Source organism: Pseudomonas sp. UBA6310 (genome assembly GCF_002438225.1).
Lineage (GTDB): Bacteria > Pseudomonadota > Gammaproteobacteria > Pseudomonadales > Pseudomonadaceae > Pseudomonas_O > Pseudomonas_O kuykendallii.
Map to the genome: position 1 here is coordinate 1 of NZ_DJTK01000038.1, position 12,777 is coordinate 12,777.

The following is a 12,777-nucleotide window of genomic DNA, read 5'->3' on the forward strand; positions in this document are numbered from 1 at the left end:
GCCTTAACCGTCGCCTCTTTAGGAGACAGCCCTTCTTCTGCCATCAGGCGTTCAACGTTCTCCACCACGACGATAGCGTCGTCCACCAGGATGCCGATGGCCAGCACCATGCCGAACATGGTCATCATGTTCACCGAGAAACCGAGCAGGTACATGACCGTCAGCGTGCCCAGCAGGCAGACCGGCACCACGATCGACGGGATCAGGGTGTAGCGGGCGTTCTGCAGGAACAGGAACATCACCAGGAACACCAGCAGCATGGCCTCGACCAGTGTCGCGATGACCTTATCGATGGCCACGTCGACGAAGCGCGAGGTGTCGTAGGGCACCGAGTACTCGATGTTCTCCGGGAAGTTGACCGACAGCTCGGCGAGGCGTCGCTTGATCGCTTCCGCGGTCTGAATCGCGTTGGCGCCCGGCGACAGCTGGATCGCCGCGCCGACCGCCGGCTTGCCGTTCAGGCGGGTGCTGAAGTTGTAGTCCTGGCTGCCCACTTCCAGGCGCGCGACGTCGGCGAGGGTCACCCGCGAGCCGTCCTGGTTGGCGCGCAACAGGATGCGACCGAACTCCTCCGGATTGTCCAGCGTGCCCTTGACCGCCAGGGTCGCGGTCACCTCCTGCTCCGCCGTGCCCGGCGTGCTGCCGAACGCGCCGGCCGGCACCTGCACGTTCTGCGCACGGATGGCGTTGCTCACGTCATCGATGGAGAGGCCGTAGCCCACCAGTTTCTGCGGTGCGATCCACACCCGCATCGCCGCCTCGGAGGCGAAGAACTGCAGCTTGCCGACCCCGGCGACGCGGCGGATCTCGTTGTTGATGTTGCGCGCCGCATAGTCGGCCAGCGCGGTGGTGTCCTGGTCGCCGTCGCCGTTGGCGTAGTTCAGCGCGTAGATCAGCAGGAAGCCGGCGCTGGTCTGCTCGACCTGGATGCCGAGGTCGAGCACCGCCTGGGGCATCCGCGCCTCGGCGGTCTTCAGGCGGTTCTGCACATCGACCTGGGCCAGCTCCGGCGAGGTGCCCGGGGTGAAGGTGATGACGATTTCCGCCATCCCGTTGGAGTTGCTGGTGGATTCGAAGTACAGCAGGTTCTTGGCGCCGTTGAGTTCTTCCTCGAGCACGCTGGTGACCGAGTCGACCAGCACCTTGGCCGACGCGCCGGGGTAGGTCGCGGTAACCGTGATCTGCGGCGGTGCCACGTTGGGGTATTGCGCCACCGGCAGCAGCGGAATGGCCAGCAGCCCGGCCAGCGAGATGAACAGGGCGACGACCCAGGCGAAGTTGGGGCGGCTGATGAAGAACAGGGACATGGGGTTTCCTCGGGCGCCGTGCGGGCGGCCTTACTGGGCGCTGGCCTTGTCGGCGTCGGGTTGCTTGTCGGCAGGTCTGGCGGTCACCGGGTCGCCGGGATTGAGGCCGTTCATGGCGCCGACGATCACCTGATCGCCCTCCGCCAGACCTTCGGTGATCTGCCAGCGGCCGCCCTGCATGACGCCGGTGCGCACCGCGCGCGCCTCGGCCTTGCCGTCCTGGCCGATCAGCAGCACCCGTGCCTGGCCGTCCGCGCCGCGCTGGATGGCTCGCTGGGGCACCAGGATGGCGGCGGCATCGGTGCCCTGCGGCGCGCGAACGCGCACGTACATGCCCGGCAACAGCACGCCTTCGGGGTTGGCGAAGCGTCCGCGCAACGCCACCTGGCCGGTGCCCGGGTCCACCGAGATATCGGTGAACATCAGCGTGCCGCGGCTTTCGTGGTCGGTGCCTTCCACGCGCAGGGACAGGGTGTTCTCGCGTGCGCCGGCCAGGGCGGCACGCATGCGCAGGGCGTCGGCCACCGGCTGGGTGAAGTCGGCGTAGATCGGGTCCAGTTGCTGGATGCGCGCCATCATGGTCGCGTCGCCCTGGCCGACCAGCGCGCCTTCGGTGACCAGCGCCCGGCCGATACGCCCGCTGATGGGCGCCTTCACGGTGGCGTAGCCCAGGTTCAGCGCGGCGGTTTCCACATCGGCCTGGGCGCTGCGTTTGGCCGCCAGTCCGCCCTGCACGCCGGCACGGGCGGCATCGAAATCCTGCTGGCTGATGGCGTCCACCTTCACCAGTTGCTCGTAGCGCTTGAGCATCGCCTGCGCCTCGAACAGCGTCGCCTCGGCGCGGGCCAGCTCGCCCTGCGCGCGTGACAGCGCGGCCTTGAACGGCGCCGGATCGATCTGGAACAGCAGGTCGCCGGCCTTCACGTCGGCGCCTTCCTCGAACGCGCGCTTGAGCACGATGCCCGCCACCCGCGCGCGCACCTCGGCGACCCGCACCGGCTCGATGCGGCCAGGCAACTCGGCTTCACGGGTGAAGGATTCGGTTTCCACGCGCAGCGCTTCCACCTCGCGTGGCGCGGCGGTCGCCGGGGCGTTCTGCTCCGCCTTGCCACAGCCGGCGAGGGCGATCGCCGTCAACAGTGCGGTCGTCTTCAACATCTGCCCAATGCGCAAACTGGTCATCTCCACACCCGGGCAGCGCCCATCGATCCGTCAGGACGTGCATGATCGGTCGCGAAAGACGATGAGTCAATATTGACTCATAAGCTTCCAGGTTGATCCATTTGAGTTTTCTTCCGAATCAACCGCTTTTTCGGCACACTATGTTGCGCGCGCCGTTGCACGCCCCCAGACCAAGAGCACCGAATGGACCTACCCACTGCTGACGAAAAGCTCCTCAAGGCGCTGGCCGTTGCCCTCGTCGACCTGCCGCGGGGAACCTTCAAGGACATCGCCGTGGCCGCCGGCGTCAGCAAGGCGACGCTGAACCGCTTCTGCGGCACGCGCGACAACCTGATCGAAATGCTGCTGAACCACAGCTCTGTGGTGATGAACCAGATCATCGCCGACGCCAACCTGGAGAGCGCGCCGCCGCGCGAGGCGCTCCGCGATCTGATCGAGGGGCACCTGACGCATCGCGAGCTGCTGGCTTTCCTGGTCTTCCAGTGGCGCCCTGACTCCCTCGACCTCGATGCCGGTGGCAGCCGCTGGCTGCCTTACTCGGACGCACTGGACGCCTTCTTCCTGCGCGGGCAGAAAGAGGGCGCGTTCCGCATCGACATCGCCGCGCCGGCCTTGGCCGAGCTGTTCGCCTCGGTCCTCTCCGGCCTGGTGGACGCGGAGCGCCGAGGTCGGGTGGCGCGTTCCGGCCTGGCAGCGCTGGCCGCGCAGTTCTTCCTCGAAGGTGCCGGCAGGGCCTGATCCCGGCGCGTCTTGACGATCTTTTCAGAAACCTTCGGTCACACTTCCGCTCCGTAGTGCGCGCCGCGTTCGCACGGGCGAGGTGCGTCCGCACGGCGCTGTGCTCTACTCCAGTGGGCAGGCTGAAATATCCATCTGCCGGGGCATCAAGGCCGTTGTTCATCAGCCGATACGTTGTTTCAACACCCATCGTTTCGCCGAGGAAACGTCATGTTCAACAAGGCAGCTAAGAATGAACTGGCGGCTAGGACGGCCGAAGTAGCAGGCTACAAAGGACTGATCGCCGCGCTGGAACGCTCCATGGCCGTGGTCGAGTTCGACCTGAACGGCAAGGTGCTGCGGGCGAACGAAAACTTCCTCAGCACGATGGGCTATCGCGCCGACGAGCTGGTGGGCAAGTCGCACCGCGATTTCTGCGCGCCGGCGCTGGTCCGCAGCCCCGAGTACGCCGAGTTCTGGGCGCAACTGCGCGCCGGCAGGTTCGTCTCCGGAACCTTCCAGCGCGTCAACGGGCGCGGCCAGAACGTCTGGCTGGAGGCCAGCTACAACCCGGTGCTGGACGACCAGGGGCGCGTGCTCTCGGTGGTCAAGTACGCCCTGGACGTGACCGAGAAGGTGGGCCAGGAAGCGGAGACCCGCGGCAAGCTGGCGGCGCTCGACCGGGCCATGGCCGTCATCGAGTTCGACCTGAGCGGCAACATCCTGGTCGCCAACGATAACTTCCTCAACGTCATGGGCTACTCGATGGCGGAGCTCAAGGGCAAGAGCCACCGCCTGTTCTGCGAGCCAACGCTGGTCAACAGCAGCGAATACGGCGATTTCTGGCGACGCCTCAACGCCGGCGAATTCTTCAGCGGACAGTTCAAGCGGATCGGCAAGCACGGCCGCGTGGTCTGGCTGGAAGCCTCCTACAACCCGGTCTACGACGCCGAGGGCAAGCTGTGCAAGGTGGTCAAGTTCGCCAGCGACATCACCGAGCGGGTGGAGAAGTTCGAGGCGGATTCGCGCGGGGCGTCGCGGGCCTATCACATCTCCGCCGAGACCGAGAAGGTCGCCGAGCAGGGCGCCCAGGTGATCCAGGAAACCGCGCGTGAAATGCGCCTGATCGCCGAGAGCATCGGCTCCTCGGCGAGCCTGGTCGGGCAGTTGGGCGATCGTTCCGAGCAGATCACCGCGATCGTCAACACCATCCGCGGAATCGCCGACCAGACCAACCTGCTGGCGCTCAACGCCGCCATCGAGGCCGCGCGGGCGGGCGACCAGGGCCGTGGCTTCGCGGTGGTGGCCGACGAAGTGCGGCAACTGGCGGGGCGCACCAGCCGCTCGACGGCGGAGATCGCCGAGATGATCGGCAAGATTCTTTCGGAAACCCGCGAAGCGGTCGCCAGCATGAGCGCCACCCAGGAAGGGGCGCAGCGCGGCGTGATCCTGGCCGACCAGGCCAACTCGGTGATCCTGCAGATCCGCAGCGGCACCAGCGATGCAGTGGAAGCGGTGAGCATGTTCGCCTCCACCCTCGACGAGTCCGAGGTGATTCCCAAGAGCGCGGTGAGCTGGGTCGGATGAGGCTGCGCCAGCGCGTCCGCAAAGACCGAAACACCCTGCACCAGCCCAATGCTGTTCACGCAAGGTCGGCCGTACTGCCCCCTCTCCCATTCATGGGAGAGGGGTTGGGGGAGAGGGCCGAAAGTGTCGCGAAACAGCCAGCCTTCCCCTCTCCCTAACCCTCTCCCCGAAGGGGCGAGGGGATCGATCGAGTTCGACCACAGCGAACGTGAACGGCAATACCCGCATGAGCCTGTCGCTCATGCGGGTATTTTTTCGCCTGTCAGTTCAGGTGGGTTTTCAGCTCGTTGGCCGCCTGGCGCAGGGCCGCCTTCACTTCCGGGATGCCGGCCAGCGGATTGAGCAGGCCGTAGTCGTGGATCATGCCGTTGTAGCGCACGGCGGTGACTTCGACGCCGGCGGCGTCCAGCTTGCGGGCGTAGGCCTCGCCCTCGTCACGCAGCACGTCGAGCCCGGCGGTCTGTACCAGCGCCGGCGGCAGGCCGCGCAGTTGCTCGGTGCTGGCGCGCAGCGGCGAGGCATGGATTTCGGCGCGTTGCCTAGCGTCGGTGGTGTAGCTGTCCCAGAACCATTTCATCATCCCGGTGGTGAGGAAATGCCCCTCGGCGTATTGCTGGTACGAGCCGGTGTCGAAGCGCGCATCGGTCACCGGCCACAGCAGTAGCTGGAAGCGCAGCCTGGGCGCGTTCTGCTCCTTCGCCATCAGGCTGACCACCGCTGCCATGTTGCCGCCGACGCTGTTGCCGGCCACCGCCAGGCGAGTGCCGTCGACGCCGATTTCCTTGCCGTGCTCGGCCACCCAGCGGGTCGCGGCGTAGGCCTGGTCGATGGCCGTCGGGTAGTGCGCCTCGGGTGACGGCGTGTAGTCGACGTAGACCGCCACGGCGCCGGAACCGACCACCAGGTCGCGGATCAGGCGGGCATGGGTCGGATAGTCGCCGAGCACCCAGCCGCCGCCGTGGAAGTACATGAACACCGGCAGCTCGCCCTTGACCTTGGCCGGGCGGACGATGGTCAGGCGGATGTCCTGGCCGTCGGCGCGGATGGTTCTTTCGCTGACTTCGGTGCCGGACAGGTCGACCTTCACCGAGGCCTGGGCGCCGGTCAGCACCGCACGGGCGTCTTTCGGGCTGAGTTGTTCCAGCGGCTTGCCGCCACCGGCCGCCAGCGCATCCAGGAAGGCCTGGGTCTGGTGTTCGGCTACGACGTTGTCGGCGCCGAAGGCATTGCCGACCGACAGGGCGAGGAGGGTGACGCTCAGTACTTTTTGCACGCGGTTCATGGCTTCGATCTCATTTATGGAGTGGGGAGTGGTGCCGCCGGAAGCGTTGCCGGCGGCACGGGCAAAGGTCAGGAGAGGGTGCGTTGCGGCGCCTTGTGCACCATGGTGTAGGCGTAGTCGACGCCCATCCCGTAAGCACCGGAGTGCTCCAGCACCAGCTTCATCACGGCGTCGTAGGTTTCCTTGTGGGCCCAGTCGCGCTGGTATTCGAGCAGCACCTGCTGCCAGGTCACCGGCACCGCGCCCGCCTGGATCATGCGCAGCACGGACATGTCGTGGGCTTCCTTGGTGGTGCCGCCCGAGGCGTCGGTGACGATGTACACCTCGTAGCCTTCGGCGAGAGCTTCCAGCGCCGGGAAGGTCAGGCAGACCTCGGTCCAGAGCGCGGCGATGATCAGCTTCTTGCGCCCGGTGGCCTTCACGGCTTCGACCAGCTTCCTGTCTTCCCAGGAGTTCATCGAGGTGCGCTCGATCGGCTGCTGGCCGGGGAACACGCCGAGCAGCTCCGGCCAGATGTAGCCGCTGAAGCTTTCGGTTTCCACCGAGGTGAGGATGGTCGGCACGTTGAACAGCTTGGCGGCCTTGGCCAGCCCGACGGTGTTGTTCTTCAGCGTCTGGCGATCGATCGACTGCACGCCGAAGGCCATCTGCGGCTGGTGGTCGATGAGGATCAGGGCGGAGTTGGTCGGGTTCAGCAGTTCGCGGTTGGACATGATCGCTTCCTTCTGAGTAGTGGGTAGGCAAGGCGGCCGCGGCCTGGCGTGTCGGCCTGTGTGGGCGGCATGGGAGAAACTTTAAAGCTGGTCAGAAGGTGGAACAATTCCCTAGAATCGAGACTCATTGATTCCAAATTGGGGACACTGATGGATCGCATTGATTGCATGCGCACTTTCGTGGCGACGGTGAATGCCAATGGCTTCGCCGCCGCCGCACGGGTACTGGACGTGCCGCGCTCGAAGGTCAGCAAGCAGATCCAGGCGCTGGAGGATTCGCTGGGCGTGCAACTGCTGCTGCGCACCACCCGCAGCCTTCACCTCACCGAAGCCGGCAGCGAGTACTACGAGGCCTGCCGCGAGGTGCTCGCCTCGCTGGACGAGGCCGAACAGCGGGCGCGCAGCGGGCTGGCGGAAATCCATGGGGTGCTGCGGGTCAACGCGCCGATGTCCTTCGGCCTGTGCCGCCTCGGCCCGCTGATCCCGAAATTCCACGAGCTGCATCCCAAGGTCGAGTTGCAACTGGTGTTCAGCGACCAGCAGGTCGATCCGGTCAAGGGTGGTTTCGACGTGACCATCCGCATCGCCAGCCTGGCGGATTCCTCGATGGTGGCGCGCCACCTGGCGCCGGCGCCGCGGGTGCTGGTGGCATCGCCCGGTTACCTGCAGCGCCAGGGCACGCCGCAGGTGCCGCGCGACCTGGCCGCGCACCAGTGCCTGAACTACGGCTACCTGCAGAGCGGCGTCAGCCTGCAGCTGAGCAATGGCCGGGAGACCCAGAAGGTCCACGTCACCGGGCCGCTGCACGCCAACAACGGCGACCTGCTGGCGCAGGCCGCCGAAGCCGGCATGGGCATCGCGCTGCTGCCCACCTTCATCGTCGAGAAGGCTCTGGCCGAGGGCCGGCTGGTGGCGGTGATGTGCGACTGGCAGGCGCCGCCGATCTCGATCAACGCGGTCTATCCGACCGCGCGTCGTGTGCCTCTGAAGACCCGCGCCTTTCTCGACTTCCTGGTGCAGGAGCTGAGTGCGTAAACGGTGCTCAGAAGTCGGTCGAGCGGCTTAGCGCGGCGTGGCGGGCGATCTCGTCCTGCAGGGCGGCCAGCTTGGCCTGCACCAGTTGCAGCGCATCCGAGCCCAGCAGCAGGTGCGTCGGCGGCGACTCCATGGCGACCAGTTGCAGCAGCACCTGGGCGGCCTTGCGCGGATCGCCGTTCTGCCTGCCGCTCTTGCTCTCGCGGGCCGCGCGGATCGGCTCGAATAGGGCGTCGTAGTCGGCGATGCTGCGTTCGCTGCGGCGCATCGAGCGCCCGGCCCAGTCGGTGCGGAACGAGCCGGGAGCCACGGCGGTGACGAATATGCCGAAGTCCCTGACCTCGCTGGCCAGCGTCTCGGAAATGCCCTCCAGGGCGAACTTGCTGCCGCAGTAGTAGGCGATGCCGGGCAGGGTGATGAAGCCGCCCATCGAGGTGATGTTGATGATCCGCCCGCTGCGCCGCTGGCGCATGCCGGGCAGAACGGCCTTGATCAGCGCCACCGCGCCGAACAGGTTGACGTCGAACTGGTGACGCAGTTCGGCCAGTGGCGATTCCTCGAGAATGCCCTCGTGGCCGTAGCCGGCGTTGTTCACCAGTACGTCGATGGGCCCGTGGTCGCGCTCGACGCCGGCGATCGCTGCGTCGATGGCGGCATCGTCGGTGACGTCCAGCAACACGCCGAAGGCGCGCCCGGACGGGTCCTGCTCGAATGCCTGGAGGTCGGCGGCCGAGCGCAGGCTGCCCACCACCCGATGGCCCGCCGCCAGCGCGGCCTCGGCGAAGGCGCGGCCGAAACCGGAACTGACGCCACTGATGAAGAAGAGTTTGCTGTCGCTGTCGTGCATGGGGGATTCCTCGCTGTCGGTCGCGCGGCCGGCGACCCGTGGAGGAAATCCTATTCGCCGAGTGCCGCCGGGCGTAGGTCGGTTACTCTGCCTCGATAGCCTATTCCTACGGAACGCTGGACTGGCGATTGGCCGCGCACCAGACTGACAACGGCTTCCTTTTCTCCACGAGTACCGCGAAATGTCCGCTCTTACAGGCATCCGAACCGACATGGTCGCCCTCATGCGAGCCCTCGCCCCGGACGAGGGCTACAACCTCACGGCACTGCCAGGTGTGCGATTCCTGCGCTGCAACCGTCCGCTCACGCGCACGCCGGTGCTCTACGAGCCGGGCATCGTCATCGTTTGCCAGGGCAGCAAGCGCGGCTTTCTTGGTGGTCGCGAGTACCGCTACGACGCCCAGCACTACCTGGCGGTTTCCGTGCCGGTGCCGTTCGACATGGAGACGGCCGCGAGCGAGGAAGAGCCGCTGCTGGCGATCTACCTGCAACTGGACATGGCGGTGGCCGCCGAGCTGTTGCTGCAACTGGGCGAGGCTGCGCCGGCGAGCGCCGAGGCGCCGGCCAGCATGATGTCCTCGCCACTCGACCCGCCGCTGGCCGAGGCACTGCTGCGTTTGCTGAAGAGCCTGGGCTCGGCGAGGGATACACGGGTGCTGGGGCCGGCGCAGTTGCGCGAGATCTACTACCGCGTCCTCACCGGCGCCCAGGGCGCGGCGCTGCGGGCGGCGATCGACAACCGCGAACACTTCGGCAGGATTTCCGCCGCCCTGCAGACCATCCACCAGCGCTATCCCGAGCCACTGGACATCCAGCGCCTGGCCGCCGAGGTATCGATGAGCGCGGCGACCTTCCACCTGCACTTCAAATCGGTCACCGCCACCACGCCGATCCAGTACCTGAAATCCACCCGCCTGCACCGCGCGCGCCTGCTGATGCTGCAGAAGGGCGTGTCGGCGGCGCAGGCCAGCTACCAGGTCGGCTACGAAAGCCCCTCGCACTTCGGCCGTGAATTCAAACGCCTCTTCGGCCTGCCCCCGCAACAGGAAGTCGACCGCCTGCGCGCCACCTTCGCCTACCCACTGGCGGCGGAAGAGGCGGTTTATGTGGCTTCGCATTGAGGGGGCAGGGTGGGAGGGCTATTGGGGCGTGGCAGTTGAGGGTGACGGCCTTCGGCCAGAAGCGGCCACCCAGCACCGCCAGCAAATTCTGGGCCGACTCCATCCCTAAAGAAAATAGCTACCCAATCGCGACCAGCCTTATCTAGCTCACAAGCTCCTTAAGGAAATCGGTCAACGCTTTCTTCGGATCGTCCTCCTCCGAAACAATCATCTCGATTCCCCATTGCCCCAAAACCTCCTGTGCAACCGGGTTGGGTCGGTTCGTAAACACGTAGGACTTGGGTCTTGCAGACGAGATGGCGGAACGGCCCCACATCTCTGTCAGTCGGTAGAAAAGGAGTCGGATATTGATGTCGGATAGGCTGTATCCGATGAAGAGGACTGAGTTCCCTAGCACATCGTTGCTGAGCTTGATGTCCAATGGAGACTCATAATTTAACCTCTGGAAATAGCTGGTCTCATCAAGAACGATTGATGCGTCGTCATCGAAGTCCCCATGGAACTTCACAATCTGGCGACGGCCCTCTGTCACGGACACAAGGTCGGCTACGCTTGCGACTTTATCGTAGGGAACCCCGAATTTGTCATGGGCAATTTCCAGCCATCGGTCGTAGTTGGTTGTGTAGATCCGCGAGAATTTCCCAAGGGTAATCAGCCTATGCATCTCTGATTGAGTGATGTCTGTATCGGGCCTGTGCCATTCACGGTCCATCCAGCTTCTTAGCGGACCCAGACTTCCTTTTTTCTTCTTGTAGAACTCCGCAAGAGCTAGGTGGGTGCCATAAGTAGAAAAAATCTTAGGGTCATAACCCAGTTCCGTTGCGATGTGTGCTGTCAGCTGTTTCCAGGTCGGCAGGTTGAGGTTGGCAGACACTCCAGAGCCTACAAAAAGCATCAGCTTGTTGGTGCGGTGAGCGTGAAGTAGTTCAGCGTTCATTTCACGCCTCTCACGGACTTGAGGTATGCCGCGAAATGGTCAAGGGCTTGGCGACGCATAGAAATTTCGTCTTTGGCCTCCCCCATTTCAGCGAAGGTTTGAGTGTGTCCATTTGGAACGAAAACGCAGTCCCATTGGAAGCCCCTTGGGCCAACCGGTACAGGTGGCACTGTTCCTTCAATGGAGCCTTCGAACAGACGAATCTCGCGCCCATCACAATAGCCGAGCACCGTCTTCGCCATCACAGTTGTATCTCCGAGGCCAGCAACGAGGTTGACGAAGCGATCCGCCTCCAGCTTGTCCCAAAAGATTTGTGTCAATCCTGCCGGTAAATCGTTGAGACCTCTCAAGTACAGGCCAGTGTGCTCTACGAAAAGAGGACGGCCGATAATCTCGAATGCCTTAACCAGCTTGTCCCGTACTAAACGATCAACATCTTCGGTCTGCAGCTCTTCAATCTTTCTCGATACAGGCACTATTTCCACGCCAGCCGGTGCCAAGATCCGTTGCACCTCGGCGATCTTGTGCGCATTTCCAGACATGAATCGAATTTTCAATCTAGATCCCTTATGAATGAGTAGCGCTTAGCTACTTCGTATTGCTGGTCCAAGTCGGTAGCTGTAAGCCCTTCATCCAGCGCGATCGTTTGGTCATCCACAAGACCGCGCTGATGAATTGCAGGGTTGTCTGAGCAGATAACAAACGGGACTTCAAAGCGCCGAAACTCTTGAAGAGGATGGGTTTCATCGAAAGGTACCGCGCCGGTTAGTCTATTGCTAATCGGGCATACCTCGATGCAGATGTTCTGCTTTCCCAATTTGTATAGCAGGTGAGGATCCTTACCTGCTGCTGTCCCATGGCCAATACGGTCGGCACCAAATAACTCAACAGCAGCCCGAACGTTTTCCACGCGACCGGTTTCTCCGGCATGTATGGTGACCCCGAGTCCGAATCGATCTTTTGCCTTTCGGAAGAGTGACGGCAACTCCGATGGATATGCGATTTCCTCATCACCCGCCAGATCCAGCCCCACCACGTCTTTCGGTTCACCGAGGTCTTGATAGGCCTGTAATAGTGTGGAAAGGCAAACCGCACCGTGGTCGCCGCGCGTCACTGTGAGAATCAGACCACGACGAATGCCGTGGCAATGTGCGGCGTGCCTGGTTGATTCGATCAGATGTTCTAGCGCTTGGGTGGGCGAGCAATTCTGCAGATGGGTGAGGTACAAGACGCTGCTTCGTAGTTCGACAAAGCGTACTCCGTTCTCCACGAAGCCAGCGAAGACTGCACTGGAAATGCGATCCAGGTTCTCGCGCTTCTTGGGAAAGAGCCTTAGTGCCTGCCACGGAGTTAAGTATGACGCCAAGGACTGGCAGGGAGTGTTTCGAAGCAGGTCACGCTCGATCAGAAACCCGGGCGGCAGCTCGGTTGCTTCGTCGGCTAGAATCTGTCGAATTATAGGTGCGGGAATCGCTCCATTGAGGTGCACGTGGAGTTCTCCTCGGTCGCGTGCACTGGCTGCCTTCGACTCGCCTTGTTCTGCCTCGTTGCCTCTGCTGATGCCGCTCTGCATCCAAGGTAAATGGGGTCGGCTCTGGTTCAATAACTTTCCTTAGTTTGCTCAACGAACGTAATACGTGGGTATAGGGTTGACCGGCAACGTACTAGATACGGCGTTGACCAGTTAGCTGCATATCTCGACCGGTATCTGCCCGGCCACAAGCGGAGACTGCTTTGACGCAACGGTGAGGCAGATGCGGCCTAAGTTGGAGGTAATGCGTTGCGAGCGCATTGAAGCGCTAGGAAATACGCATCTTGGAGATGACGCGCCAGGCTGCCGTCCATTTGACGGTGTTGGCTCAGCACATTCGAGTGGTCTGAGTCATCAAGCTTCCTTGTAAAGATCAGCCAGCTATGCAAGTGAGGCGTCGTCTGCGTAGGATGGTTACCTGCTGCCGATGATAGCTTCCTTGCCCCTTGGTCATCCGTTAGCACAGCTAAGCCGCGGCCCATGGCGAAGGCGATGGATGACAGTTCGCCCTTACCCAGT

Annotated in this window: 12 protein-coding genes; 4 read left to right on the forward strand and 8 right to left on the reverse strand. The window is 63.6% G+C overall.

The window, feature by feature from the left end:
- Together B3E91_RS09140 and B3E91_RS09145 are read right to left on the reverse strand one after the other, a co-directional pair.
- Nucleotides 1-1,307, reverse strand: a 1,307-nt coding sequence (locus tag B3E91_RS09140) for an efflux RND transporter permease subunit (protein ID WP_287029152.1), incomplete at its 3' end; no start/stop codon positions are given.
- 30 nt (nucleotides 1,308-1,337) lie between these two features.
- Nucleotides 1,338-2,489, reverse strand: a complete 1,152-nt coding sequence (locus B3E91_RS09145) for an efflux RND transporter periplasmic adaptor subunit (protein WP_287029153.1) — start codon at nucleotides 2,487-2,489, stop codon at nucleotides 1,338-1,340.
- A 183-nt stretch (nucleotides 2,490-2,672) separates the two neighbouring features.
- On the opposite strand from B3E91_RS09145, the gene B3E91_RS09150 reads away from it, so the two are divergent.
- Together B3E91_RS09150 and B3E91_RS09155 are read left to right on the forward strand one after the other, a co-directional pair.
- Complete coding sequence (locus tag B3E91_RS09150; RefSeq protein WP_273229546.1) at nucleotides 2,673-3,227, forward strand: TetR/AcrR family transcriptional regulator; 555 nt, start codon at nucleotides 2,673-2,675, stop codon at nucleotides 3,225-3,227.
- A gap of 210 nt (nucleotides 3,228-3,437) precedes the next feature.
- The gene (locus B3E91_RS09155; protein WP_287029154.1) at nucleotides 3,438-4,793 is read left to right on the forward strand and encodes a methyl-accepting chemotaxis protein; all 1,356 of its coding nucleotides are present in this window, start codon (nucleotides 3,438-3,440) and stop codon (nucleotides 4,791-4,793) included.
- Between the two features lie 262 nt (nucleotides 4,794-5,055).
- On the opposite strand, the gene B3E91_RS09160 is transcribed toward B3E91_RS09155, so the two are convergent.
- Both B3E91_RS09160 and B3E91_RS09165 read right to left on the reverse strand, forming a co-directional pair.
- Nucleotides 5,056-6,075: an alpha/beta hydrolase gene (locus B3E91_RS09160; RefSeq protein WP_287029156.1), complete on the reverse strand. Its 1,020-nt coding sequence runs from the start codon at nucleotides 6,073-6,075 to the stop codon at nucleotides 5,056-5,058.
- A gap of 68 nt (nucleotides 6,076-6,143) precedes the next feature.
- Complete coding sequence (locus B3E91_RS09165) at nucleotides 6,144-6,788, reverse strand: hydrolase (RefSeq protein ID WP_287029158.1); 645 nt, start codon at nucleotides 6,786-6,788, stop codon at nucleotides 6,144-6,146.
- A gap of 150 nt (nucleotides 6,789-6,938) precedes the next feature.
- Between B3E91_RS09165 and B3E91_RS09170 the strand changes: the two genes are divergently transcribed.
- Entirely contained in the window at nucleotides 6,939-7,823 is an 885-nt protein-coding gene (locus B3E91_RS09170; RefSeq protein ID WP_287029159.1) for a LysR family transcriptional regulator, read from the forward strand.
- A gap of 7 nt (nucleotides 7,824-7,830) precedes the next feature.
- On the opposite strand, the gene B3E91_RS09175 is transcribed toward B3E91_RS09170, so the two are convergent.
- Nucleotides 7,831-8,670 carry an oxidoreductase gene (locus B3E91_RS09175; protein WP_287029160.1) on the reverse strand — a complete coding sequence of 280 codons (840 nt, stop codon included), beginning with the start codon at nucleotides 8,668-8,670 and terminating at the stop codon, nucleotides 7,831-7,833.
- 181 nt (nucleotides 8,671-8,851) lie between these two features.
- On the opposite strand from B3E91_RS09175, the gene B3E91_RS09180 reads away from it, so the two are divergent.
- A complete protein-coding gene (locus tag B3E91_RS09180; RefSeq protein WP_287029161.1) occupies nucleotides 8,852-9,790 on the forward strand; it encodes an AraC family transcriptional regulator in 939 nt (312 codons plus the stop codon).
- 142 nt (nucleotides 9,791-9,932) lie between these two features.
- Here B3E91_RS09180 and B3E91_RS09185 read toward each other — a convergent pair whose 3' ends face one another.
- From B3E91_RS09185 to B3E91_RS09195, 3 genes are read right to left on the reverse strand one after another with little or no spacing between them, the layout of a single operon-like run.
- A complete protein-coding gene (locus B3E91_RS09185) occupies nucleotides 9,933-10,727 on the reverse strand; it encodes an SIR2 family protein (protein WP_287029162.1) in 795 nt (264 codons plus the stop codon).
- A complete protein-coding gene (locus B3E91_RS09190; protein WP_287029163.1) occupies nucleotides 10,724-11,284 on the reverse strand; it encodes a non-canonical purine NTP pyrophosphatase in 561 nt (186 codons plus the stop codon). The genes B3E91_RS09185 and B3E91_RS09190 overlap by 4 nt, the downstream gene beginning before the upstream one ends.
- Nucleotides 11,281-12,330: an adenosine deaminase family protein gene (locus tag B3E91_RS09195; RefSeq protein WP_287029164.1), complete on the reverse strand. Its 1,050-nt coding sequence runs from the start codon at nucleotides 12,328-12,330 to the stop codon at nucleotides 11,281-11,283. The genes B3E91_RS09190 and B3E91_RS09195 overlap by 4 nt, the downstream gene beginning before the upstream one ends.
- Between the last annotated feature and the right edge of the window lie 447 nt (nucleotides 12,331-12,777).

What these genes read in the sequence shown, in the direction of transcription:
- B3E91_RS09150 (WP_273229546.1), top strand. Translation starts at nt 2,673, where the DNA reads ATGGACCTACCCACTGCTGACGAAAAGCTCCTCAAGGCGCTGGCCGTT.
- B3E91_RS09165 (WP_287029158.1), bottom strand. Translation starts at nt 6,788, where the DNA reads ATGTCCAACCGCGAACTGCTGAACCCGACCAACTCCGCCCTGATCCTC.
- B3E91_RS09155 (WP_287029154.1), top strand. Translation starts at nt 3,438, where the DNA reads ATGTTCAACAAGGCAGCTAAGAATGAACTGGCGGCTAGGACGGCCGAA.
- B3E91_RS09180 (WP_287029161.1), top strand. Translation starts at nt 8,852, where the DNA reads ATGTCCGCTCTTACAGGCATCCGAACCGACATGGTCGCCCTCATGCGA.
- B3E91_RS09145 (WP_287029153.1), bottom strand. Translation starts at nt 2,489, where the DNA reads ATGACCAGTTTGCGCATTGGGCAGATGTTGAAGACGACCGCACTGTTG.
- B3E91_RS09160 (WP_287029156.1), bottom strand. Translation starts at nt 6,075, where the DNA reads ATGAACCGCGTGCAAAAAGTACTGAGCGTCACCCTCCTCGCCCTGTCG.
- B3E91_RS09175 (WP_287029160.1), bottom strand. Translation starts at nt 8,670, where the DNA reads ATGCACGACAGCGACAGCAAACTCTTCTTCATCAGTGGCGTCAGTTCC.
- B3E91_RS09185 (WP_287029162.1), bottom strand. Translation starts at nt 10,727, where the DNA reads ATGAACGCTGAACTACTTCACGCTCACCGCACCAACAAGCTGATGCTT.
- B3E91_RS09170 (WP_287029159.1), top strand. Translation starts at nt 6,939, where the DNA reads ATGGATCGCATTGATTGCATGCGCACTTTCGTGGCGACGGTGAATGCC.